We start from the raw sequence: 24,473 nt of genomic DNA, 5'->3' as shown, positions 1-24,473 counted from the left end.
ATCAATCATTAAGGAATAGTTCTTTTTTGAATATTGTAATAGGGATAATACTAATCTATGGTGGCTTGAAATATACAAAAAAATAATAATTATTTCAAACTATCCTTTATTTAAGAATATAGGTAAAAATATCATTAAGTATAGGTATTCTTAAAATATTCCTTTAGTTGGCGGTAGATATCATTCATTTCTTTTAGCTTATGTTCGGCCATCTTTCTTGTTTCTTCAGATTTGTTTGTATTTTTATCAGGATGCAGCAGTTCTACCCAGTATTTCCTTTTCTTTTTTACTATGTCAAATGTAACTTGCTTTGAGATATCTATTTCATATCTTTGGAGCAAAGAGATTATTTCTGGGGAAAATTCATTTATCCTGTTAGTATTTGAAGGAAATTGCTGTTGTTTACCTTTATTTTTCTCATTTTCAGATTTTCTCATCTCACTATAAGCAAACTCTATGTTATTCAAAGCATCAGGGTTATTTGGATTAATGGATATGGCTTTGTTATAGCAGTCAATTGCTTCTTTGAATCTATCGAGATCTTGGAAAATATTCCCTAAATTGTTCCAAATATTATCATCATTGGGATTTAATTGTATAAGCTTTTGAAAACAATCAATTGCATCTTGAGATCTACCTAAATATGCTAGTGCAAGTCCTTTATTGTTTAGAACATTAAACATCGTAGGGTCAACTTCAAATGCCACGTCAAAGTAATAAATTGATTCTTGATATTTCCCTTCTCGGAGTAATTCAAGCCCCATAGTACAATGATCCGCAGAAGTTTTTCTTAAATCATACCCACATTGATTACAAAAAACAGCATTTTTAGAAACTTTATTTCCGCATTTCCAACAGAAGTTAACCTTTGACATAGCAATCACTATAAAAATTATATTTGTATATTCTTACTTCCAGAACTTAAAAAATTATCTTTTAGTAGTCTATTCCTTCTGCCAGTTCCAGAACTTGTTGTTCGGCATCACATGCCACTCCGTATCCCGGCATTCCGTCCTCACCGGCAGCCAAGTGCCCTTAATCTTTTTCATCGGGCATATGTTGCAGGGGCCTGGGCTTTGTTTTTTTGAATTGTCTGGATAGTTGCACCTGATGTATGAGAATGATCTGCTGACATGCAATCTCTTGACGTGTGGGCAGACTATAGTGCCGCAACGGTCCCGTGTCGATACTATTCTTATGCACCTGTCGTGCACCTTCATCTTCCTGATGCTCACATACTCGGGTATGGTCTTCTGGACCTGCATCCTATAAAAAAGTTCAAGTTTAGTTTGCGTCAAGTTGTTGCTCATGGCCTTAATTTTAGGGCCAGGTATATTATCGCTATCCTAGCGTGAAAATGTATTTAGGGTTTAATTTTAAGGCCAAAATAATTTGTGAAATAAAAAAGAGAAATAAATTAGTACCTGTTTTAATCGGTTCTTAATATCCCAATCCTTTTGCCCACACTGTTTTTAATTTGTTCTTTTATAGGATTGAACTCCTCCTCGTATAAAACTAAATCATAGATAACTCTTTCATAGACGGAGATGGACACTATTATTTTGTCTTCATATATTCTTATCCCCAAGAGCGTTCCAATAACTTCTCCCCATGAGCTCAATCTGATCCGTTTGCGCTCTATATCTTTATTTTCTACCAATCTGAATCTGTACTCGCTTGGCATGAGTAAAAAGGGTTTAGAATGTATTTTAGGATTTTCATTTTAATTATATATGCGCTTCATAATATTAGATAAAAAAGTTATAAGAAAAAAGGAGAGAAAAAGAATATAAGAAATACTATTGCACCTGGAACTAACAATATTATGAATCTATTTTTGGTAGAATATTTTTCTAGAAATGGTGGCATGATGATCATATACAAAAATAATCCTGCAAAGTATGAAATCAACAGGAATCCAGGGAAATCCAAACCCAGTTTACTTAGAAAAATGACTATGCAAACAAATACTAAAAGAAACATATATAGGATATTGCGGAATAATTTTTGTTTTTCTCCAGTGTACTTTGACTTTAGATGCCAACTCAGGAAGAGTGAAAGTAAAAAGAGTGAAAAAATAATATTTTTAATAACGCCAGTTTGGAAAAAGTTGTAGATGGAATAACACAGCATGCACAAAAGGAACGCGTACACAATTCCAAAAGCAATATTTTCTTTAGATCTAAAAATATCAATCAATCTCAATCTCTCCCTTATACTCTTCTACGTAGTATTCTGGAAGGTTTGCCTTTTTTCGATTTTTGCGCAAATGAATCAGGTATAATCCTAATACCGATAAAATCAAAACTATTAAAGTAATAACTTGTATATCAATAATGTTGATAAGTATACTTCTGAAAACATACATAGGACTGTAAATAATCAATAATCCAAAGATAATAAACGTTGCTAGACTAAATGGAAAGAAGTTGAAAGATATCCGTTGAAAATCTATTTTAATTTGGTTTTTATTGAGGAGATATCTGATTAGATTCTTTCTAAGTTCTTGCATATAAAATCCTAAACCAAGATTTATTAAATTAAGGAATCCATTTACAAAAAAGCCAGAATAGAAATAATTAAATTCATCGCTGAATACAACAATAGTACCCTTATTGGAAGGCATCAGTTTAAGGTGGATCCATACCTCATAATTAAACATGAAATTCTTTTTATCTGCGCCTATTTCGTTTTCTTTATCAATGACTATTTCTAATTTATTGCCTTTGAACCACTCCTTGATCTCATCTTTCACTTGCTCTACGCCCTTACCTTCTATTAGGTAAGCCTTGCCGGGTTTGAAGTCAGATGTCATTTATTTTGGCTCCGTTTTCTTTTTGTCCCTTGGATCCTCCCAAATTTTCTGCTCGTGGTGGAAACGATTTAGAGGATCCTCTTTGGTGTGCCAGTACCAGTAGAAGAAGGCTATTTGAAATCCAATCCAAAGCCCTGCTAGTAAATACCCTAATGGAAGAGGGTGTGCAAATAGGAAAATAGTATAAAAAATATTGAAAGGTATTCCGATAAATGCAAAATATACTCTTGCACCATTTTTACTGTTCAAAGATTGCCAAGGTAGCCAAACCAACTTATCGTAACGATGAGCTCTAAATATATTGAAAGTGAGTAAAAACCCAACTGTGCCAAAAACTGACATTCCTAGATATGCAAAAATAGTATCATTTAAGAAAGTCATCATACATCAAGTCATTTTCCATATATTTAAGGATATGGAAAAAATTAGGGAAAATAGGGAAAAAGTTTATTTTTAAGGCCAGATCCTATTAAACGAATTGGCCCTATCTTTTAATAGAAGTTGGGAATGTTAAAGGATCCTTTAATAAGAAAATAAAAATAATTAAAATCAACGAGCAATAATCCCCAGCGCTATCCCTTATTTTACCTTGCCCGCCATATTCCTAAACTCATTTTTTATTTCTGGGTCTGAGTCTATTGCTTCAATTAGCTCCATAATCTTCTTGAAAGTCTGTAATTTTGTACTGTCTTCCATTGTTTCATTGATGAACTCTTCCCTTAGTATCCTGTTCTTCTTCTCCATCTCAAATACTTTCTCTTCTTTTAATGGCATGCCACATCTATAGCAGTACTCTGAAGTTGGGCCGCAGTTCTCCCTACACCTCGGGCATACTACTGGCCTTATGTTTCCATCGTCCATGGACTCCTCAGTTTTAATGCCATAAACCTTGCTGTAGATGGCCTTATCGATGTCCCTCCCGGAAAGGTGAACATAGACCTTGGGCATCTCAGATCCAAGCTGCCATCCAAGATAGTGGCACATTTCAGACTCGGTCAATTTTGATGCCAGGTGAGTTGCCCTGGTGTGCCTTAGAATATGCGGCGTTACTTTCTTCTCAATTTTGGAGTTATTTATTGCTCTTTTTAGCATGTTCTTGTATGATTCATAGAAGAGGGGCTTCCCAAAGTTCTTGTTCCCAGTTCCGACAAAAAGCGATTCGTTAGGATGGACGTTGGGGTGAATCTGAATCCAGTTTTTTATGTAGGGCTCAGCCATAACAAACGGAACCAATCGCTCTCCAGTTTTTCCCCTTACCTTTACCTTTCCGCCATAGTCGTTAAATGTCAGGTCTTTGAAGGTGATTGATGCAAGCTCACCAATTCTAAGGCCACAGTCATAAAGCAATGCAATTGCCGCCTTGTCCCGGAGATTTGTTGCTGATTCAATCAGCTTTAGTACCTCCTCCCTCGAGAGGATCTGTGGCTTTCTTGAGTGCTTTTTCTCTCCTTTTAGGGCTTTTAGTTCAGGCCAGTCTTCCCCTTTCAACCACTTGAAGAACTTCCTCAATGTCCTCCTGTACTCATTCTTGGATGAGTCAGAGATGTCCTCAATCTCGACCTTTTCCATGACCTCGATTATATCCTTGGAGTTCCATGCTGCAAAGTCCTTGTCCTTGTATCTCTGGCATATGAGCCTCAAATCTATCATATAGCGGAGAGTCCTTAGGATGCCTATTCTGCCCGCAATCAGGTAGCTTTTGAACTCTCTAATTGTATTAATATTGGAGTCAGTTATGTCTGAATTAATCAAACGCCCCTCTTCTTTCGAAAGCAAAACCTTTTCTTTGTAAATTCCCATAAATTGAGAATAGGCATTTGTGATATATACATTATCCTAACGCACTGGGAATAAATAAACGTGTCCTTCCCCCGCACTTTTTTCATCAAACTAACACAAGTAATAAAAGCAAGTTATGACTATTTATAGTGATTGCTAATAATTATGGGGGGATAATATAACAGATATTATAGATATAGGAAAAGATGCAGAAGAGGTATTGGAATTTCTGTATGCTAAAAAATTGAAGGAAGGAAGTTTTGTCATAGATAGTAAGGAATTATCACGTATTCTAAAATGGGACATTGGCAAAGTTAACAATGCCATCCACTATAATCTTGGAAAAAACATTATTGTATGTAAAGAAGTTAAAGGCGAGATCAAGGGATATTTAAATTATTACATCTCAGATATAACGCCTGAAGGGATAAAATGGATTAAGTATACAAGAAAATTTGAATGACATTAATTCTTGGCTGGTAAGGGTGACAGAAATGATTGAGAATGTTAATTGGGAATCTGCAATAAATGCCCGCCGCTCCATTCGAAGCTATGAGGTTCTGGAAGTTGATAAAGAAGCTATGTCCCACCTCAAGAACTTCATAGCAAATATGAACGTTCCTTTCAAGCATGATGTTTCGATTAGTTTTTTCAATGCAGATTCTAGCAAAAGACTTTACACCGGCTTTGTATCGCCCCCCGATGGCATGGCATTTATAGCAGACACAGATATCCCTTCAATCTCAATTTCTGGTTTCGTTGGCGAGATGGCAATTCTCTATGCAACGAGCTTAGGTCTTGCCACCTGCTGGTATGGCCATTATTCACTTGATGAATTGGAAAGAATTTTACCTCATCTTAAAGTAATCAATACTTTATCAAAATCAAAATGGGGTTATGGTAAGGGCGTAGTTCAGGGCAAGCGCGCAATATGTATTACTCCGTTAGGATACTGGAAAAAAGAAGGCTTGAGATTGGCAGATAGAGTAACGGAATCATTTATGAGTTACAAAAGAAAACCTGTCGGCGCTTTTTTAGAAAATGGACTAACTGAAGATTCACTTCCTCAAGATATTCTATATGCATTTGATCTTGCTAGGAAAGCCCCTTCAGGCGCCAACAGCCAACACTGGCGATTTAAAGTGTCCTCAGATTTTAAAACAATTTCAATATCAATGCCCATTGGTTACAGACACATCAAGTGGGAGCATCCTGATGTTGATATCGGTATATGTGCTTGTCACTTCTGGCTTGGCCTTATGATTAAAAATATAGAAAGCAAAGTCTCCATAATTGAAGAAGAAGGTAGAGCTATCTGGCAATTTGATTTAAGATAATTGCCTTTATTCTAAATATAAATTCATAATTAAAACAACTATTTCTATATGATTTGCGATTTATACAATTATAATAAATACTTTTATAAATTATCTCACAAGCAAATCAATATTGTAAATTATTCGCAAATACTTACTGTCTAATTAGGTATTATCGTGAAAAAATTACTAAATTTTGTAAATAAGGACAGTCACGATCATACCCTAGACGTATACAGAAATATTTTTGAAAATACTTTTGATGCCATACTTTTGATAGACAATGAATTCAGATACATAGACGCAAATCCAAGTGCATGCGATCTTTTAGGATACAGTAAAACAGAATTAATGAATAAAAAAATAGGAGACCTCACCCCTGAAAGGAATATAGAAATGGGGGAAAAAACATGGATGAACTTCTTAAATGAAGGCAATCAAAAAGGGGAGTATATTCTCTTAAAAAAAGATCGAAGAGAAATTAATGTTGAATATCATGCTGTTGCAAATATCCAGTCGGGGATACATATCTTCATTATAAACGATGTTACTACAAAGAAGTCAACGGAGAATACTTTGAAAAATAAAGAAAACATCCTCCAGGGGATCTTTGAATCTAGCCCCGTAGGTATCAATCTCATCCAAGATAGAAAATTCATTTGGAGTAATGACATGATGAGCCAAATTACTGGTTACTCCTTAGATGAAATAATTGGGAACAATACTAGATTTTTATATCTTTCAGATGAAGATTACGAAAAAGCGGGTTGTTATTACAACAAGAATTTTGCCAGTGATAATGTAAAGGAAATCGATACTAGATGGAAAAGAAAGGATGGAAAGATAATAGACATCCAAAAAAAAATGAGTCTTTTAGATCCAAATAAACCGGATAAAGGATATATAACGTCAGTAATGGATATAACAGATCAGAAAAGAGCTGAAGATTTGTTAAAACAGAGCGAAGAAAAATATAGAGAGTTAGCAAATTCTTTACCAGAAATAATTTTTGAAACTGATGAAAATGGAAATCTAACATTTGTAAACAGAAATGCACTTAGTATTATGGGCTACACTAAAGAGGATTTTGAAAAAGGATTGAATGCAATGCAATTATTAATCCCTGAAGAGAGAGATTTGGGAAGAGACAACATAAGGAAAATATTTGAAGGGAAAAAATCAAGTGGTTTTGAGTATACAGCCTTACGAAAAGATGGTAGCACTTTTCCAATTATAATTCATTCTAGCGCAATTATGCATAATAATAAACCTATTGGGTTACGAGGGATAATATTTGACATTTCTGAAAGAAAAGAGGCTGAGAAAAGGATAATGGAAAGTGAGGAAACATTGAGAAGTATATTAACAGCGGCCCCGGTAGGGATAAAACTAGTCAAAGATCGACAGATAATATGGTGCAATAACAGCATGATTGAAATGACAGGTTACTCTCTCGAAGAATTAACCAATAAAAATCTAGGATTTTTATACCCCAATGAAGAAGAATATAATAAAGTTGGGCATGTATTATATGACAAATGGTCTAACGAAGAATATAGGGAAATTGAAACAATATGGAAAAAGAATAGTGGAGAATTAATAAACTGCCATATTAGGATTAGCCCTATTGATCCAACTTATTTTAATAAAGGCATGATAGAAGTTATTACAGATATTACAGAAAGTAAAAAAGCCCAAAAACAGCTTGATGAAAATCTAGAATATTTTGCTCATCTAATAGACCATATAAGAAATCCATTAACAATAATTTGTGGATTTGCACAAGTTGAAATTGAAAATGAAGTTACTAAACGTCGATTTTTAAAGCAGGTAGGTGCAATTGAAAAGATTTTAAAACAACTAGATCAGGGCTGGATGGACACTGAAGATACTAAAAAATTTTTGAAGAAGTATATGTAATACTAGGATATCTGCCAAAAGGTTATAGTGGAACTAAAAGAAATGCCATCAAATTTCTAACATGCCTCGATAACAATTTTTTATAACTAGATTACTTTCTCGTTAGTTCAACATTATTTTCAAAAATTAGTTTACCAGAATTATAGCTTTTATAATGGGCAATATAGCTAAATGCAAAAGGATTAGCTCCTGGATAATTTGGCGACATCCCAACATTTCCTTTTGAGAGTGTTAAGACATTGCTTCCAAGACGCCCAAAGAAAAATCTGCTTTTTGTTGTATGATCGCCTGTTGGATCTGCAGGGACCCACCCGTAGGACGGCAAATAAAATTCGGCCCACATGTGCCCCGCAGAGATATCAGAACTATAAAGATAACCATGAACTAATCTTGAAGGAATTCCTTGAGACCGGCACATTGCAACAAAAAGAGTAGCAAATTCAGTGCAATCGCCTTTTCTATTGTAGAATGCGTATCTTGCACCTAACTCCTGCTCCTGTATCTCGTAAGTAATGTTTTTTACAATCCAGCCATAAATAAGATCCGCTTTTTTATAAGGATTTGTTTCATTTCCGACTACCGTTCTTGCCATGGCGACAATTGCGGGATCATCAGACTCGACTCTTTGACTTGGCTTTGTGTATTCTTTATACAAGCTTGAAGAGAAATCATAAGATTCTACTTTAGAAGAATCTATTGGAGTTGTGAAAGGATTTGCAGTAAAAGATATGTTTTGAGTTATTATGAGGGTAGAATTAGTTGGTAGCGAATTATTAAAATCCCAGTAGCCTATCCTTGTACACGCCTCGGGGGCTAGGATGATGTGATCAGGTTCTGGAGTTATACTGATAACAGATACATTTTGCTGAGTTCCACAGTTGACTGGCAAGGCCATCCATAGCTGTGTTTCCCCCACTTCAGCGTCAATATTTCTAATCTTAGTTGTTATAATAGCATTATACGACTGGGGGAGTTGATGTTCTAGAGGACTATCTGGGATATTTACCAATCCAATATAATAAAAAATAGCAAGCAAGAGCATAGCCCCAAGAAGAATAGAAGTTACGGTCTTGACTTTCTTTATATTATTTTCATCTCTTTCAAGTTTTTGATAATACGTTTCTGTGCCACCATCTGAGCCAATATTTAATTTATCAGTGTTTGTATATGTCATTATAGAGGTGCCACATCTAGAACAATAAAATAATCCTTTGCTATTTTCATGACCGCATGAAGGGCAGGGCATCTTATCTTGTTCCAATGGATATGTACCACAATTTGGACAATAGTTCAAAGATGTTTCATATCCACACATAGGGCATTTCATTTGGGCACCAGATATCAGGTAATAAATTAATTTATAAATATGTTAGAAAAATAATAAAAAATTTATAAGATTTTTTCCATCCAAACAATATCAAAATATTTATCAAATTTTTTACCAACTTCTATAAATCTTCCACATTCTATAAATCCATTTTTTGCGTGAAAATTAATACTGCCTTCATTTAATGACGAGATACTTGCCAATATCTTAGATATGTTCAGTTTTTCAGCTTCAGATTCTATATACTCTAAAGTCTTTTTTCCAATCCCCTGGCCAGTTGCCTCTTCTTTAATAAAGCATGATATTTCAGCAGTTTCTCTAAACACTGAAAAAGGGCTATAAGAATGTATGAATCCAAATCCTATTACTTCATTATTATTAGATTTAATTACTACCGCCGGATAGCCTTTTGTGATAATAAGAAACATGTCGTAGAATTCATAAGGAAGTTTTGTATCAGGATATGCGGCAAATCCATTTTCAATATAATAGTTAAAAATATCTATTACGTCCTTTCTGTGATTTTCACCCATCTGCTCAAAATGTATTTCCATTGTCTCACTAAAAACAATATTTTGGGTGTTTATTTATAGATTTCTATCCTAGGCCTGCAATAGGAATTAAGACAAATACCTATTCTCTATAGCTATCAAGGAGGTAAATTAATGCAAGAAGAAATAACAACTAGTATTAATTATTGCTATAGCAATAGGCGTAATTACGCGATATTTAGCTCTACTTTTTTATATGCTTAAGTCAAAGAATTGAAATTTCTTTTTATTTATTGAATAACTAAAATAAATATGATATACTTTTACATTTTCCCCAAAAATAACTAAAAATTAAAAAATAAGAAGAAGTTATATAAATGAAGGATAACACACAAACTAAGGGGTATTATGACTGGAGATCTTAAAAAAGAGCTATTGGAGGTAATTCGTTCGGTAGGTCCAGTATCAATGGTGGTCCTCCTCTTTTTGATTTTTATCTCAAAGTCAGAAATACCAAGATTTATATTAGGATCTATAATGGTAATAAGTGGAATTACTCTGTTTCTTCTAGGGATTAACTTAGGCTTCTTGCCTTTTGGTCAAGCTATTGGGTCAGAATTGCCTATGAGGGGCTCTTTAAGCTTTTTAATAATAATGAGTTTTATAATAGGTGTTATTACCACAATAGCAGAACCAGGAGTAAGGGTACTTGTTAATCAGGTAGAGTATGCATCTGGAGGTAGCATTCCAGAACTTATTTTGTTTCTTTCAATAAGTGTCGGAATTGGTATTTTTTTATCATTGGCAGTGTTGAGGATTATTTATGGAATAAGCTTTTCATATCTATTTATAGCAGGATATATCTTCATAATTGCTTTATCCTTCTTTACTCCTTCCACATTTGTAGCCATAGCTTTTGATGCTGGAGGGGTTACAACTGGCCCAGTTACTGTGCCTATTATTTTATCTTTAGGAATAGGAATTAGTTCCGTTTTAGGAGGAAAATCAGCTCTATCCGATGGATTTGGACTTATCGGCCTTTCTTCAATTGGACCCGTCATAAGTATAATGATGTTGGGGGTATTATACGCTTGATAGGATTTATTGAAAATCTTAAAGAAATTATAATTGAAGTAGTTCTTGTATTATTACCCCTATCGGTATTATTTTTAATATTTCAGAAATATTTACTTAAACTACCAAAGCAGTATACAAAAAATCTCCTTAAGGGTATCTTTCTGACTTTTGTGGGCATGATTCTTTTTTTTCAAGGAATAGATATTGCTTTTCTCCCTGCAGGAAATAGTATAGGGGTGTATTTTGGTAATCTCCAATCTAACTGGTTGTTGATACCTTTAGGATTTTTAATGGGATTTTTAGTTACTTATGCAGACCCTGGAGTAATAATAATTTGTAATGAAATTGAAAAAGCTTCTAACGGTTTTCTAGGAAGGAATATGGTAAAAAAAATTTTATCGTTTAGCGTAGCTTTTTTTGTATCTCTCGCTATGGCCAAACTTGTTTATGGTGTAGCCCTAATTACTATAATTTTGATAGGTTACAGTATTGTGATCTTACTAACATTAGTTTCAGATAAGCAGTACACAGCCATTGCCTTTGATTCAGGAGGTGTTGTGACTGGCCCTATGGCAGTTACTTTTTTGATGGCTATGTCTTTGGGCGCAGCTTCTGCTATGGAAGGAAGGAATCCGTTAATAGATGGATTTGGCCTTATTTCTCTAATAGCGTTGGCCCCAATAATACCATTAATGATATTTGGGTTAATAATTCGTTATAAAGGAGGTTAAAAATGGAGGATGAACATAAAGGTTGCGACCTTATAGTGACTATCGTCAAAAAAGGATGCTCAGAACTGATAATTCAAGCTTCAATTAAAGCAGGTGCAAAGGGAGGAACTGTTGTTTTTGGGAGAGGTACTGGAATCCACGAACAACAGAAAATACTAGGAATCCCTATAGAGCCAGAAAAAGAAATAATATTAACGGTAGTAAGTAAAACACAGACCGATGATATTCTAAAAGCTATACGAGAATCTGGCGAATTGGATAAACCTGGAATGGGAATCGGATTTGTAGTTTCTCTCGACAAAGTAATTGGAATGTGCCATTTAATGTCTGATGGAACAATTATTTGCAAATACTAAAAAAGTGTCAAAATGGACTCTCTTTACATTAAAGATATCAATAGAGGTATCTAGTTCAGAATCAAAATAAAAAAAATAAATTACATTTTATAAGGAAACACTTCTTTGACATCTATTAATACTGCATAATTTGCCGGAGGCAGATGTGGCATCTTCTCCTTTAATGCTTTAGATACGTTCTCAAATACAGGGCCCGTATTCATTAAAGTTGCCTTCCCCTTTATCTGTACTCCCTTGTTAGTTTCCCTATCAAGCACATACAAAGAAACATTCGGATTACTCTTCAGATTTGATATTGTACGGGGTGAGGCAATTTCTGCAAAAACTAATCTTTCTCTATCTATTACTGAGATACTACCCTTTGGAGATACATTTGGAACCCCATTTGTAGTTGATGTTGAAACGAAAGCTAAATGCTGTTGTTGAATCAATTCTATTACATTTTGCGGCATTTCCATATAATCACCACCCTAAAATTGTCGAACTTGTTTTTATAATTAATGCTATTTCATATTATGAGATGAGTGTATATCCAATTTGGCTAACTTTCAACAAAATATTTATTAGTATAAAAATAAATAACCCTAGTATGTTAAAAAAACTAAATCCAAGTATGCAATCATCCAAAGTCACTGAACGTATATACGCAAAAGCATTTGAATTACTTGAGAAAAATCCAGAAGGCCTTCACTGGTCAGAACTACATTCAAAGATTAAGGCGTCAGATCCCACTTTTCATCCAAAAACTGTCAACGGATGTGTCTGGAAACTTGTCGGAAAATTTCCTGACAAGGTTTATAAACCATCTAAAGGGCTTTTCCGTTTACTGAAATATAAATAACCTAGGAAACTATTTAAATCTTAATTTTTTAATAATAAAAGTGGTAAATTGAAAGAAATATACGATAAATTAATTCAGATGGCTTTAGATAGGGGTGCAACCTCTGTAAAAATAATTCCAATCGAGGATATTTCTGTTAATGATTGGGTGAGACAAAAATGTGAATTTGGATGTACACAATATGGAAAGAAATATACTTGTCCACCTTACGTTCAGCCACCCAAGGAAACAAGGAAAAGATTGAAAGAATACGATAAAGCCTTGATATTAAAGTTTGGAGAAATTAAAGACAGGATGGAATGGAGAGGTATTCAGAAGCTTATGGCCGAACTGGAAAGAGAAGCTTTTCTTAATGGATTATACAAGGCATTTGCCTATGGGGCTGGAACATGTAAGCTTTGTGATGAATGCACAGCAGACCAAATTCAAACTCCAACACTTTTTGACAAGAGAAAATGTGTTTACAGACGCATAGCTAGACCCTCGATGGAAGGTGTGGGAATTGATGTATACCAGACTGCCAAAAATGCAGGATATGAACTAAAAGTAGTCCCTAATGAAGGTATGTGTTTCACAAGTTTCTGCTTGTTGCTACTGGAATGATTTCAATCTTCTATCACAGTGATTTCACAATAAGTAATTACTTTTTTTCCATTTAACTCAAATTCTATTAATTGAAATTCAGTTCCTTCTTTTAGAGTTTATTGCAGTATTGAAACTTCTTCTAGATCTTTAGGGTCGCTCTTATCAAAGTAATAATGATTTTCTATTTTAGTAGCCCCTTATGTGTATGCGATAGGAATACTCCTTCAATATAAAAATAACTAACTTTTTAATTTTTATCTTAACGTATTTGTACTAAATTTTATTTTATTCTCTAATATAAATCCTTTTAAAGTAGTTGGCATATTTAATGCGAAACAGAAAAAACAGAGATGGATTTCGGCCATTAATACTGAAGTGATAGATTGAAACGAGAGAAAGACAAATCAAAAGAAGAGCTTATTGAAGAGCTAAGAGTACAGCGCTCGAAGGTGGCTGACCTTGAAAAAATAAAAAATAGATTAGAGGAGCTTGAAGAAGAAAAGGATAATCTTCTTAACAACTTAAAAGAGCGGGTAAAAGAACTAAATTGCCTATACGACATCTCAAAGATAAATGAAGAACCAAATATGCCTCTCGAGGAATTATTCCAAAAAATCGTAGAAAAAATACCTCTTGGTTTGAAATATCCGGAAATAGCATGTGCGAGGATTAATCTGGATGGCCAAGAATTTAAATCAACGAATTTTAGAGAAACAAAGTGGAAGTTGGATGCTCCAATAAACTATTATAAAAATAATATTGGAAAACTTGAAGTTTTTTATCTTGAAGAAAAACCAAACCTTGAAGAAGGCCCTTTTCTAATGGCCGAAAGAAAATTAATTCTTGCCATAGTAGAAAAATTGGGCCACATAATAGAAAGAAAATACTCAGAACAAGCATTAAAGGAAAGCGAGCAAAAATTCAGAACAGTTTTTAACAATGCAAGTGATGCCATATTTATCCATGAACTTGATGGGAATTTTATTGAAACAAATCAGATTGCATCTGACCTTTTAGGATATGACAAACTGGAACTTCTAAATATGTCCCCTAGCGACATTCATCCGCCAGAATATGTTGAGATGCTAAATGAAATGTTTGAGGAACTTAAGAAGAGAAGCTACTATTGTTTTGAAACGGAGATTGTGACAAAGGAGTATAAGCCAATCTCAGTTGAAATCTGCAGCAAAATTATCAAACTTAAGAAAAAAACTGTAGTCTTGAGTATTGTAAGGGATATAACTGAGAGAAAGCTAACTGAAGAAAAGATGAAACGTCAGTTGATGAAGTTCAATCTAGAAACGGGAAAAATCTATCTTGTAAAAGAAACGAAAAGTCTATTTTCAATTGAAGCCTTTAATGATCTGCTGAAAGTTGGGTACTCTGGGTACATCCTTACAAGGTCCGCTGAATCAGAGTATATTGGACAGATTAAAGGGAAGTACAACTATTTATGGATTTCAGAAAAAGATAAAAGAGATTCTCTTTCTCCAGATCTTACAGAAATTGAAAAATACTTAGAGGACATACCCAGAAAAAGCTTTGTTTTGATAGATAGGTTGGATTATCTACTTTCCAAAAATGGATTTATTAAATTATTATCTTTTGTACATCACCTGAGGGAGATCGCATACCTTAGGGGTATTACAGTAATCATTTCGGCCGACTCAGAATTATTCAGCAATGTTGAAATGAAGCTTATAGAAAAGGAGACATCAGACATCTCCCCTGTAGAAAAAGAAAAACTCCCCGACAATATGCTGGAAATCCTGACATTCGTTTATAACAAGAACTTAATTGGAGTTAAGCCTACTTTTTCAGATATAGGTAGGGAGATCAATATAACAAGACCAACCATTGGCAAAAGAATGAGTTTTCTAACAACGTCAAACTATCTTATAGTTTCGATTAAGGGTAGAAACAAGGTTGTCGAGTTAACTAACAAGGGCAGAGAACTTTTTTTGGCGTAACTTTTTACATGTTTTACATGTTTTTTTACAAATCCTTATAGTTATGTAAAGCCCATAATTAATTAACGGTTGGACATCTAGGAGTGGTAAAAATGAGTTCTATTGGCAAATGGGTTTATGTTTCTGAACAAAAAGAATGTAGAAAATGCGGTGAAACGACGCATACACATACGTGTTTAGTATGTGGAGATGTTTGTTGCGATGATTGTTGGAACGAAAGAACTTCAACATGCGATAAATGTATATCAAAAGCATGGTGGAGAGATCTCTAAAGACTAAGATTATGGTAATACGGCTAAAGGACTAGCCATCTATGCCTCCCCATAGTCCCGATGAGAATCTTTGTGATTTGAGGGACATTCTTTTCTTGAGAATGAAGCTTATTAAAAAAGTTAAATGATATATTGAATATAAAATAAAAATATATTTTTATTTAAAAAGAATAGGTTTTAGCTCTGCATCGACGTAAGTTACTCCGTCTGCCTTTACATATACCCTCTTTGTTAATGGTTCGTATCCCTCTTTATAGAATGTAATTGTACTGTACCCAATATCTATTCTATCTAAAAGGTATGGGGTTCTAATTACTTCTCCAATATACATCCCATGTGGTGTTTCTATAGATACTGTTGCACCTAAAGGATCCGAAGTGATACTAAGGGCACCGTGCATATCTTCTGGCAGTAAAGTAGCCTGAACATATATTGTTCCTCCAGCGCTTACATCCACAGTTGTGGACCACATCTGATATCCTTCCATTGAAAGCTGTACGACATGATGGCCAGGTGTTAGATCCATGACTGTATTGGGCGTTGTTCTATATGTGCCCCACCACTGTCCATCAACGCCAATTGTAGCCCCTGTAGGCGAAGAAGTGATGTATATTGAACCTTTACTTTCAATTGGGGTCAATACTGCATTTATATTTGTATTTTGACCTGCTTGAACTTTAAGATTAGAAGACCAATCATGGTAACCGTTCATTGAAATTGTCACTGAACTTATGCCTACAGGTATGTTTGTAAAAGTATAGGGTGTTTTTATAGATGGGCCAACAAATAGCCCAGCAGGAGTAATTAATTGAACTATGGCGCCGGCAGGCTGCGAAGTCACAGTTATAGATCCTGTGGCATTCGGATTATATGTGGGTGTCAGGCTTCCATAAACATATTCGTTTTCTCCAGCATTTACATATACCTGAGTTGTCCAATTTTGGTATCCCCCTAAAGAGAGAGATATTGTAGACCAGCCAGGAGTTATGTTTGTAAAAGTATAAGGTGTTGTTTGAGTTGATCCTACATACATTCCATCAGGAGTTACTAAAGATATACTGGCGCCACTTGGATTTGAATTTACTGTGATACTCCCATAAAGATATTGGGGAGGCAGTACGGCAAATAAGGGGGAAGCAAATAATGCAAATATCAATGCAATGCCCACTAAAGATATTGCCATACTTCTTTTTTTAGAACTCGTTATTATAGATAATTTATGTTTCAACTTTATTTTTTCCATTATAACCCTCCTTGCAGTAAATAATAAAAAAAGAATTTATAAGTATTTTTATTAATGTTGAAAAAATCGCAGTATATATTATAAATATCTTAATAAAAAAAAATAATAAACAAAAAATCACAAAAATATATAAAATCAATGAATATAATCAGAATAGGCCTAATCCAGCCAAGAATATTAAAAGAATGGATATGGGTGCGATAATCCTACATATCCAAATCCAGATTTTTTCCAATCTGAATTGACCTTCTAAATTTATTTCTTTTATTGCTGTTTCTTTTATTACCCAACCTACAAATAAAGTAACAAATATCCCTCCAAGAGGTAAAAGTATACTAGATGCTAAAAAATCCATTGCGTCCAAGAATCCCATTCCAAATATATTAAGAGGAACTGCACCGTTTGAAAGGGCAGAAGGAATCCCTAAAACAAATATCGCAAGACCTAATATTAAAGATGCGTTTCTTCTTGACCAATTTCTTTCGTCTATAAAATAAGCCACAACAACTTCAAGTAACCCTATTGCTGAAGTTAGAGCTGCAATAAATAATAATAAGAAAAATAAGCCAGACCAAATTTGACCTATTGGAATCAATCCGAATACTGAAGGTAATGTTATGAAAATGAGTCCTGTACCAGCCCCGGGCTCTATTCCAAAAGTAAATACAGTAGGGAATATCACAAATCCAGCTAGAAATGCAATTAACATGTCGAGGAATGTAACAGCAAATGCAGACTTTGGTAAAGACACTTTTTGTGGTATATAGCTCCCATAAGTTATCATTGCCCCCATACCGAGAGAAAGAGAAAAGAAGGCTTGACCAAGAGCTGCCAATACAGTTTTCCCAGATATCTCTGAGAAATCAGGATTTAAATAAAAGTTAATCCCTGCAGCTGCCCCTGGCAATGTAATTCCCCTAATTACTAACAATAATATGATTAAAACAAGTGTGGGCATTAGAATTTTAGACCAGGTTTCAATTCCTTTTTCAACTCCCAAGTAAACAACATATATTGTAATTATCATAAAAATTGCTTGAAATAAAACAACTTGGGGGCCATTTGCAATAAATTCTTGAAAATAATTTGTAGTATCTATGCTTGGAGATATCAAACCTGTAAATGAGCTTATGAAGTATTTTATAGTCCATCCAGCGATTACTGAGTAATAAGAAAGAATAATGAATCCTGCAGATACGCCCATCCAACCTGCAATTGGCCAAGTCCCTCCTTTTAATTTCATAAATGCCCCTACAGGATTGAGCTTTGAAGATCTGCCAATTGCAAATTCAGCTAACATCACTGAAACACCTATAGTGAAAACGATGACTAGATAGATTAAAACAAAAGCCGCACCCCCATTTTCCCCAGTGATATATGGAAAACGCCATATATTACCCAACCCCATTGCAGAACCTGTGGCCGCAAGCCAAAAACCTATCTTGCTGTTCCATACTTCTCTTTTCATTTAACCACTCTTATTTGATAATTTATGTATCAACTATTCTATTTAAATATTCCTAAATCAATTTATTACTTTTGTTCATTTGTTAGAGGTTAACACATCGTAAAATTTAAATAATTTAAAGTATTTAATTATGGATGTATGACAAATGTTATTAAAAAAGATGGAAGAAGAGAAAGATTTGATCAAGAGAAATTAAAGGATTCGATTGTTTCTGCGGCAAGAGAAGCAGGCTTAATGAACAGAAGATGGGTAGACGATGTAATCGAAAATGTTTCTGCTACAGTCATAGCCTTTTCAAGAGGTAAAAAGGAAGTAGAAACAAAAACATTGAAAGACATGATTCTGGCAGACTTAGACAGAGTTGAAAAGAGAATATCTGACACATGGAGAGAGTTTGATAGAGCAAAGCAGTAAATATTTCTAGAAATACTAAAATATATATGTATTATCTATTAAATATATTTTTTTTTAAGAAATAGTGATTAGAAATATATCCATTAAGTTTAAATGTATTGAATTCCTACCATATGTGTATGACATACGTTATTAGAAGCAATGGAAAAAAAGAGGAATTTGATGGAGAAAAACTTCTATCTTCTATTATGGCCGCAGCAGACGATGCTGGCATAATGAACGAAGCTGGCATTGAAGCTATTATAAAAAATATTGCATCTAATGCTATTTCTTCAGCACAAACTCAAGAAGTAGTCCAATCCAAAACGTTAAAAGAAGCAATCTTAGCTCAACTAATAAAAATAGGTGTGCAGATGGCTATTCAGAAGTTTGGGGCATCAAATGTAACAAAAGAAAATATACTAAGTGAGCTAATAAGTGCAGGTTTACAAATGTCTACTCAAGGTTCAAAAAATACTCAATCGGATGATCTTCTAAGTATGCTAATGGGGGCAGCGACAGGTACAAGTTCTAGATCTAGCCAATCTAATGACCTTCTAAGCCAGCTGTTGGGTGTTGGAACAAGTTCAAAAAATACTCAATCAAATGACATCCTAGATCTACTATTGAATTCAGGATTGCAAACATCGACTAGAAGTTCTAGATCTAGCCAATCCAACGACATTCTAAGCCAGCTGTTGGGTGCAACAGGAACAAGTTCAAAGACTAAAGCATCAAATGATAATCTAGATGATATATTGAAGACTGGGATGAAACTAGCTAACGCATGGATGAAATATAATAGATAATCTGACACATTGAACCCTTAAATTTCTCCCAAAAATATATAAATTTCTTATTTTATCTTATTTTAATATTTTTTAAATAAAATAAGCAGATAAGTGATAAAATGAAATCAGACCATATTGTATCGGATACTTTACAAAAAATAAAAGATGCTGAAAAGGAACTTATCGAGTTAAAAAATGAATATCTTTCAAAACAGGACCCGTCTATAAAGGAACAGATTGAAGAAAAGAAAAAAGATTTAGATAAACTTAGAACTTATTACAAAGACCATGTGATGACTTCATGCAACGAAAGTTTTGAAGCTAAGAGGAGAAGACTTTCAAAGTATGACTGATGTACTTATCCAACTTAATACAAATTCAGCAATATAACCCTATCGTATAAATCCATTTTTGTAAATCTTAGGCCATTAAATTTATAATTATAGAGTAATGGCATAGGAAAACTATTAATATATGTAATCGCAAATAGTATCGTGAAGAAAATACTAATTTTTTTAATCTTAGCAATTATTATAATTTCAGTTTCAATAGGCTACAGATCAATAACTCTAGGAGAGGGTTTATTAGACGTAAAGGGAGGATTTATTAGAGAAAATAATGTAATCTGGTCTAAATCGCCTTCCATGTCACTCAGCATAAATAACAATTCTATCCTTCCAAAAAAAATAGAGATTATAGTATTAAACATAAAAAAAGATAGTATAATCCAAAGCAAAGGCAAATCTAGATTAATTAATCCAAATGAGAAAATAATTTTAAGCCTCACGCCTCTCTCTCGAAACTCTTACGTTATCAAATTACCAGAATCAAATACATTAAGATTTGCAGTTGTTGGTGATTCAAGACAAGACAGTTCCAAGGACCCATACCCTAGAGCCTTCAAGAAGATTATGGAAGATATAGATTCTAAAAACGTTAATTTCGTAATGCATGTCGGTGATTTTGTAATCCATGAAGAAGAGAAATATTTTGAAGAATTTGAAGAATTAATGAGATATTATGACACTCCTGTTTATACCGTAATAGGAAATCATGATAGCGATATTCAAAACGGCTCATTGTATAAAGAATATTATGGTGAGACGTTCTATAGTTTTATTTATATGGACACAAAATTTATTATTCTCGACGATTCAACGGATACCTTAAATCAAGAGAATATATCATTTCTAGAAAATGAATTAAAATATGATGGGAATAAATTAGTCTTTTTACATGTACCTCCTTTTGACCCAAGACCTTCTGGATCACACAATATGAAAGATGGAGAAGAATTTATGCAAATCATGAAAGATAATAAGATTAGTAATGTTTTTTCTGGTAATATTCATATGTATTATCAAACTATAAGAGACAATACTAGATATATAATCACTGGGGGCGGAGGGTCCCCCCTGCATACAACCGAAGAAAATGGAGGATTCCACCATTACCTGATTTATGATCAAGGCAGCATACAGCTAATTAATATGGATGATTAATCTTCTATTTGATATTATCAGATTTAATACTAATTGTAAAAATTGTTCCCTTTGGTTTATTGTCTTCTACCTTAATTTCGCCGTTAGATCTTTTGAGAAGCTCTTTTACTATGTAAAGACCAAGACCAGTACCTTTATTTTCACCGGAACTGAAATTTTCATCAAAGACCTTTTGTTTATTATCGTCTGGAATGCCCCTTCCATTATCTACTATTTTTATCTCATAATCACCCTTTTTAGAAAAATAGATATCAATTTTATCCGCCTTTCCATGAACAACGGCGTTTCTAATAATATTATCTATAACTGAAGAAAATGTATTCTTGACTTTAATTTTAAAGTTGCCGTGGAGATTAATATTAACATCGTAATTCTTTACTACTTCATCAATTATCTCTTTCAGATTATAGGTACTAATATCATTATCAGAAGAGATGTCATTTTCAAATTCCCGTACCTTATTGATCAGGTCTACACTCTTATTCATTGCTTTAATGGCCTTATCTTTGAGTTTTGTATCTTTAGTATTTAGCATCTCTAATGACATCAGAGTCACTGAAATATTATTTAATATATCGTGCCTTAATATTTTATTTAAGAGCTTCAATGTATTGTTCAAATCCTTTATTTCATCTGTTTCTCGTTTTTCTATTGTAACAGATTTAAAAAATCCAAATACAACTATGAAAAGACCAATAGAAATTAAGATTCCTTCTAGATAAGTATTGAAGAGTTCAGATTCTATAGTGAATTCATCTAGAAAGTCCACCAATAATCCATAAGAAAACATTGCCCAACCAAATGTAAATGTTCGGATATTCAATTTAAGAACATGAAATAGCATTACTACAACTAAGAAAAGATAAGTTCCTTCAAATAATAGCTTGCCCCCGTTAAATGAGGTATCGATTGGAAACGCAATAAACCATAATAATACTATAAAAAAACTAATAATAGAAAACACAAGAACATTAAGATTCTTTTTGGTCATTTAAATCTGACCAATAAAAAAGACAGTCGATTAAATAACTTTCGCTTTCTAAGATATTTATCTCATGATTTCTTTTCTAAAATATTTTCTCAAGAATCTATAAAGCTTTTTATCCCAGTTTGGCGGAGGGTCTTCTCTTTCTGTGAGTGTTAAAATATATGATATCGATTTTTTATCTAAAAGATATTCAAAGTCTTTATCTTCAATAAATCTATAAATTGCATTGAATATGGAAGAAGGCAAGGGAACGTTGAGCTTTGATAATTTAAGATTTGTGAGCATCAAAGATTTCTTTAAGTATTCTCTTTCTTTATCAGATATAACATGATAATCCATTTCATCGTTTCTTTTTTCCCAATCTATTTTTGCCTTTTCTCTGAACAGCTCTAAAGTACTATAAATTCTTGGCCATCTTTCAGGGTAATCAAGAAGTAATCTTTGTATGGGAATTATATTTTCCTGAATTAGAAAAACTCTCTTCTTTATCTCGTCTATATCGCTTTGAGCATAGTTGAGTTCATAGTAGTCAAGTTGTTTTATTAGCCACGAATCCCTTCTTCCTTGAACATTTTTTCTTTCAGGAGTCGAGACTTTATGTGTCTCTTTTGAATTTTTTGTAATTACCGGAATATCCTTATCATCTTGCATCCAAAAATAAAAGGATAATTAAATATAAAAATTTTAGTATTTAATGTTATATCCCTAGTTTTCTTCTATTCGATTCAATGTGAGAAAGGATTGCGTCAGATGCTTTAATCGGATCTTTCTCAACGTTTAATATCCCGCCTGTAATATCTTTGCAGTCGACGGTCAAAAGTTTTACAAGATTTGGGCCACCTGTTACAGGAGGAACTGGGTTGACATAGGTATATAATCCAAATGCCAATGCAAATATCGCATCTATAGTTGCCTTCTGCTCCATATATTCTGGTGCAACTGCAGCAACGGGTAAATCTGGTACAGGTACATCTCCTAAAGCCTTAGAAATTACACCAATTAAATCTGCAAGCCTTCCTGTGTCAGTACATGTTCCATAACTTAATACTGGAGGGATATTCAAGAGAGTACATATTTTCTTTAGTCCTGGGCCTGCCTTGTCTTTAGCCTCTAAGCTACAGAGCCCACCAACCTGTACCGCAGCATTTCCACAACCAAGAGATAAAACTAGTATATCCCTCTTTATCAACTCAGTTACCATTTTTATTGTGTGAACGTCCTGGCCTGAATCCCTCAAAGAAGTGCATGAAACCATTCCAGCGACACCCCTTATTGTACCATCTTTAATTGCATTTAATAGAGGTTCAATTGTTCCACCTAATGCTTCAACTATACTTTCAGTTGAAAATCCAACTATAGCTTCTTTCGTTGGGAGGCCTACAACTGGATCAATTGAACTCCTTCTCTCCTTGAAGTTGTCAATTGCCATTTGTAAAAGTGATGCAGCCTGATTCTCTGCTTCATTTGGGAGATAATCCATTCTTTCAGTAATGCCTTCAAATGCTACAACTTCGCTTGCAGGTACTAATTTGAATTTGTATTTCTTCGCATATATCGGGTCAATAGGCATTGAACAGTTCATATCTGCCACAAATATATCAATGCAACCACTTGCCATTACTGCTTCCTGCATAATCCAGTTGCCAGTGAATCCATAGAAAACATCGTCCATCTCCCACCTCTGGATTATTTCTTGGCCTGTTTCAATATTTGCTATTATTCTTAGACCTTTGGCACCTACAGCCTTTGCCTTCTGCTGCCATTCCTCTTTTCTTGCAAGCTGAATCATTGCAAATCCCAAGAAGGGTTCATGGCCGTTGGGTAAAACGTTAACATAGTCTGGATCTAAAATTCCCAGATCTACCCTCATTTTATGAGGTCTTGGAATCCCAAAAAGAATGTCTTGAGTAAACTCATTTATGATTTGACTTTGGTAAGCCATGGCTATTCCAATTCTCATTGCTTTTAAGGCTAAACTTACATAGTATCCATCTACATTTGTTAAACATGAGCTCGTGGCAAACATCATTTCTCCATGGACGCCCCCTGGAAATATCCCAAGTTTTTTCCATGCATTTTTTCTCTCTGGCGGAGCTAATATTTCTACAATTTTGCTTTGCTCAGAATATTTTCTATTAAAGTCCTCTTCAACAAAATCACAAAATCTTAAAGCAATTTCGTTAATGCTTCCACTTGTATCCACTCCAAGTCGTTTAGCAAATGATTTTAATTTTTCTGGCTCTTTTATTTGAAAAGGAGTTTCGCCTTTGGCAGTTGCCCTTAGAGTTTTTATTGTTTGTTCGGTGTGATAATGGTAAGTCGAAGTACCCAATACATTCCTCAAAAGCATCATTCTCATTGCCATGCCATCTGCGGTAATCCCACAGACCCCTCTTTTATCAATTGAGGCGTCAGAACGACATGGACCATTTGAGCAAAGGTCACATCGAACTCCACCTTGGCAGAAAGGACATCTTTTATCTGGGTCTCCCCCAAATCCTTGAGCCTCGTATCTATCCCAAATATTTGTTATATTGTCATCTTTAATTTTCTTATACATTTTTTTTACAGATTCATGATGAGATACTCTATCGCCTTCCATTTTTAC

General features: G+C 34.0%; 27 protein-coding genes. 14 read left to right on the top strand and 13 right to left on the bottom strand.

What is annotated here, in order from left to right:
* Nucleotides 1-134 precede the first annotated feature (134 nt).
* From PLI06_06200 to PLI06_06180, 5 genes are all read right to left on the bottom strand, one after another.
* On the bottom strand, nt 135-875 hold the full coding sequence (locus PLI06_06200) for a tetratricopeptide repeat protein (GenBank protein HOI77185.1): 741 nt from the start codon (nt 873-875) through the stop codon (nt 135-137).
* Nucleotides 876-1,429: 554 nt separating this feature from the next.
* Nucleotides 1,430-1,684, bottom strand: a complete 255-nt coding sequence (locus PLI06_06195; protein HOI77184.1) for a hypothetical protein — start codon at nt 1,682-1,684, stop codon at nt 1,430-1,432.
* Nucleotides 1,685-2,191: 507 nt separating this feature from the next.
* Nucleotides 2,192-2,815: a hypothetical protein gene (locus PLI06_06190; protein ID HOI77183.1), complete on the bottom strand. Its 624-nt coding sequence runs from the start codon at nt 2,813-2,815 to the stop codon at nt 2,192-2,194.
* Nucleotides 2,816-3,196 carry a hypothetical protein gene (locus PLI06_06185; GenBank protein ID HOI77182.1) on the bottom strand — a complete coding sequence of 127 codons (381 nt, stop codon included), beginning with the start codon at nt 3,194-3,196 and terminating at the stop codon, nt 2,816-2,818.
* A gap of 198 nt (nt 3,197-3,394) precedes the next feature.
* The gene (locus PLI06_06180) at nt 3,395-4,615 is read right to left on the bottom strand and encodes a tyrosine-type recombinase/integrase (GenBank protein ID HOI77181.1); all 1,221 of its coding nucleotides are present in this window, start codon (nt 4,613-4,615) and stop codon (nt 3,395-3,397) included.
* A 199-nt stretch (nt 4,616-4,814) separates the two neighbouring features.
* Between PLI06_06180 and PLI06_06175 the strand changes: the two genes are divergently transcribed.
* From PLI06_06175 to PLI06_06165, 3 genes are all read left to right on the top strand, one after another.
* Nucleotides 4,815-5,057 (top strand): hypothetical protein, encoded by a 243-nt coding sequence (locus PLI06_06175; protein ID HOI77180.1) that lies wholly within the window; start codon nt 4,815-4,817, stop codon nt 5,055-5,057.
* A gap of 31 nt (nt 5,058-5,088) precedes the next feature.
* Nucleotides 5,089-5,931: a nitroreductase family protein gene (locus PLI06_06170; GenBank protein HOI77179.1), complete on the top strand. Its 843-nt coding sequence runs from the start codon at nt 5,089-5,091 to the stop codon at nt 5,929-5,931.
* A gap of 156 nt (nt 5,932-6,087) precedes the next feature.
* A complete protein-coding gene (locus PLI06_06165) occupies nt 6,088-7,830 on the top strand; it encodes a PAS domain-containing protein (GenBank protein ID HOI77178.1) in 1,743 nt (580 codons plus the stop codon).
* A 91-nt stretch (nt 7,831-7,921) separates the two neighbouring features.
* On the opposite strand, the gene PLI06_06160 is transcribed toward PLI06_06165, so the two are convergent.
* A complete protein-coding gene (locus PLI06_06160; GenBank protein ID HOI77177.1) occupies nt 7,922-9,157 on the bottom strand; it encodes a transglutaminase domain-containing protein in 1,236 nt (411 codons plus the stop codon).
* A 62-nt stretch (nt 9,158-9,219) separates the two neighbouring features.
* Nucleotides 9,220-9,711 carry an N-acetyltransferase family protein gene (locus PLI06_06155; protein HOI77176.1) on the bottom strand — a complete coding sequence of 164 codons (492 nt, stop codon included), beginning with the start codon at nt 9,709-9,711 and terminating at the stop codon, nt 9,220-9,222.
* Between the two features lie 345 nt (nt 9,712-10,056).
* Here PLI06_06155 and PLI06_06150 point away from each other — a divergent pair, with 345 nt between their 5' ends.
* The 3 genes from PLI06_06150 to PLI06_06140 are packed head-to-tail and all read left to right on the top strand — an operon-like array spanning nt 10,057 to nt 11,812.
* Entirely contained in the window at nt 10,057-10,743 is a 687-nt protein-coding gene (locus tag PLI06_06150) for a DUF1538 domain-containing protein (protein HOI77175.1), read from the top strand.
* The gene (locus PLI06_06145) at nt 10,743-11,456 is read left to right on the top strand and encodes a DUF1538 domain-containing protein (GenBank protein ID HOI77174.1); all 714 of its coding nucleotides are present in this window, start codon (nt 10,743-10,745) and stop codon (nt 11,454-11,456) included. Before PLI06_06150 ends, PLI06_06145 begins: the two co-directional genes overlap by 1 nt.
* A gap of 2 nt (nt 11,457-11,458) precedes the next feature.
* Nucleotides 11,459-11,812: a P-II family nitrogen regulator gene (locus PLI06_06140; protein ID HOI77173.1), complete on the top strand. Its 354-nt coding sequence runs from the start codon at nt 11,459-11,461 to the stop codon at nt 11,810-11,812.
* Between the two features lie 80 nt (nt 11,813-11,892).
* Here PLI06_06140 and PLI06_06135 read toward each other — a convergent pair whose 3' ends face one another.
* A complete protein-coding gene (locus PLI06_06135) occupies nt 11,893-12,270 on the bottom strand; it encodes a pyridoxamine 5'-phosphate oxidase family protein (protein HOI77172.1) in 378 nt (125 codons plus the stop codon).
* 131 nt (nt 12,271-12,401) lie between these two features.
* Here PLI06_06135 and PLI06_06130 point away from each other — a divergent pair, with 131 nt between their 5' ends.
* The 4 genes from PLI06_06130 (at nt 12,402) to PLI06_06115 (ending at nt 15,480) form a co-directional block, all read left to right on the top strand.
* Entirely contained in the window at nt 12,402-12,653 is a 252-nt protein-coding gene (locus PLI06_06130; protein ID HOI77171.1) for a hypothetical protein, read from the top strand.
* Between the two features lie 48 nt (nt 12,654-12,701).
* Nucleotides 12,702-13,256 carry a DUF2284 domain-containing protein gene (locus tag PLI06_06125; protein HOI77170.1) on the top strand — a complete coding sequence of 185 codons (555 nt, stop codon included), beginning with the start codon at nt 12,702-12,704 and terminating at the stop codon, nt 13,254-13,256.
* 365 nt (nt 13,257-13,621) lie between these two features.
* Entirely contained in the window at nt 13,622-15,208 is a 1,587-nt protein-coding gene (locus PLI06_06120; protein ID HOI77169.1) for a PAS domain S-box protein, read from the top strand.
* Nucleotides 15,209-15,300: 92 nt separating this feature from the next.
* The gene (locus PLI06_06115; GenBank protein HOI77168.1) at nt 15,301-15,480 is read left to right on the top strand and encodes a hypothetical protein; all 180 of its coding nucleotides are present in this window, start codon (nt 15,301-15,303) and stop codon (nt 15,478-15,480) included.
* A 157-nt stretch (nt 15,481-15,637) separates the two neighbouring features.
* Here PLI06_06115 and PLI06_06110 read toward each other — a convergent pair whose 3' ends face one another.
* Nucleotides 15,638-16,723 carry a PEGA domain-containing protein gene (locus tag PLI06_06110; protein ID HOI77167.1) on the bottom strand — a complete coding sequence of 362 codons (1,086 nt, stop codon included), beginning with the start codon at nt 16,721-16,723 and terminating at the stop codon, nt 15,638-15,640.
* Nucleotides 16,724-16,871: 148 nt separating this feature from the next.
* A complete protein-coding gene (locus PLI06_06105) occupies nt 16,872-18,191 on the bottom strand; it encodes a sodium-dependent transporter (protein HOI77166.1) in 1,320 nt (439 codons plus the stop codon).
* A gap of 138 nt (nt 18,192-18,329) precedes the next feature.
* Between PLI06_06105 and PLI06_06100 the strand changes: the two genes are divergently transcribed.
* From PLI06_06100 to PLI06_06085, 4 genes are all read left to right on the top strand, one after another.
* On the top strand, nt 18,330-18,605 hold the full coding sequence (locus tag PLI06_06100; GenBank protein ID HOI77165.1) for an ATP cone domain-containing protein: 276 nt from the start codon (nt 18,330-18,332) through the stop codon (nt 18,603-18,605).
* Between the two features lie 119 nt (nt 18,606-18,724).
* On the top strand, nt 18,725-19,393 hold the full coding sequence (locus tag PLI06_06095) for an ATP cone domain-containing protein (protein HOI77164.1): 669 nt from the start codon (nt 18,725-18,727) through the stop codon (nt 19,391-19,393).
* A gap of 101 nt (nt 19,394-19,494) precedes the next feature.
* Nucleotides 19,495-19,728, top strand: a complete 234-nt coding sequence (locus PLI06_06090; protein ID HOI77163.1) for a hypothetical protein — start codon at nt 19,495-19,497, stop codon at nt 19,726-19,728.
* Between the two features lie 141 nt (nt 19,729-19,869).
* Nucleotides 19,870-20,877, top strand: a complete 1,008-nt coding sequence (locus PLI06_06085) for a metallophosphoesterase (protein HOI77162.1) — start codon at nt 19,870-19,872, stop codon at nt 20,875-20,877.
* A gap of 4 nt (nt 20,878-20,881) precedes the next feature.
* Here the strand turns inward: PLI06_06085 and PLI06_06080 are convergent, their stop codons facing one another.
* The 3 genes from PLI06_06080 to cooS are packed head-to-tail and all read right to left on the bottom strand — an operon-like array spanning nt 20,882 to nt 24,467.
* Nucleotides 20,882-21,868 (bottom strand): HAMP domain-containing sensor histidine kinase, encoded by a 987-nt coding sequence (locus tag PLI06_06080; protein HOI77161.1) that lies wholly within the window; start codon nt 21,866-21,868, stop codon nt 20,882-20,884.
* Nucleotides 21,869-21,925: 57 nt separating this feature from the next.
* On the bottom strand, nt 21,926-22,516 hold the full coding sequence (locus PLI06_06075; protein HOI77160.1) for a hypothetical protein: 591 nt from the start codon (nt 22,514-22,516) through the stop codon (nt 21,926-21,928).
* A 46-nt stretch (nt 22,517-22,562) separates the two neighbouring features.
* A complete protein-coding gene (cooS, locus tag PLI06_06070; protein ID HOI77159.1) occupies nt 22,563-24,467 on the bottom strand; it encodes an anaerobic carbon-monoxide dehydrogenase catalytic subunit in 1,905 nt (634 codons plus the stop codon).
* Between the last annotated feature and the right edge of the window lie 6 nt (nt 24,468-24,473).

It is taken from the genome of Methanofastidiosum sp. (assembly GCA_035362715.1).
Classification (GTDB): Archaea; Methanobacteriota_B; Thermococci; order Methanofastidiosales; family Methanofastidiosaceae; genus Methanofastidiosum.
This window is presented reverse-complemented; position numbering and strand designations above follow the sequence as displayed.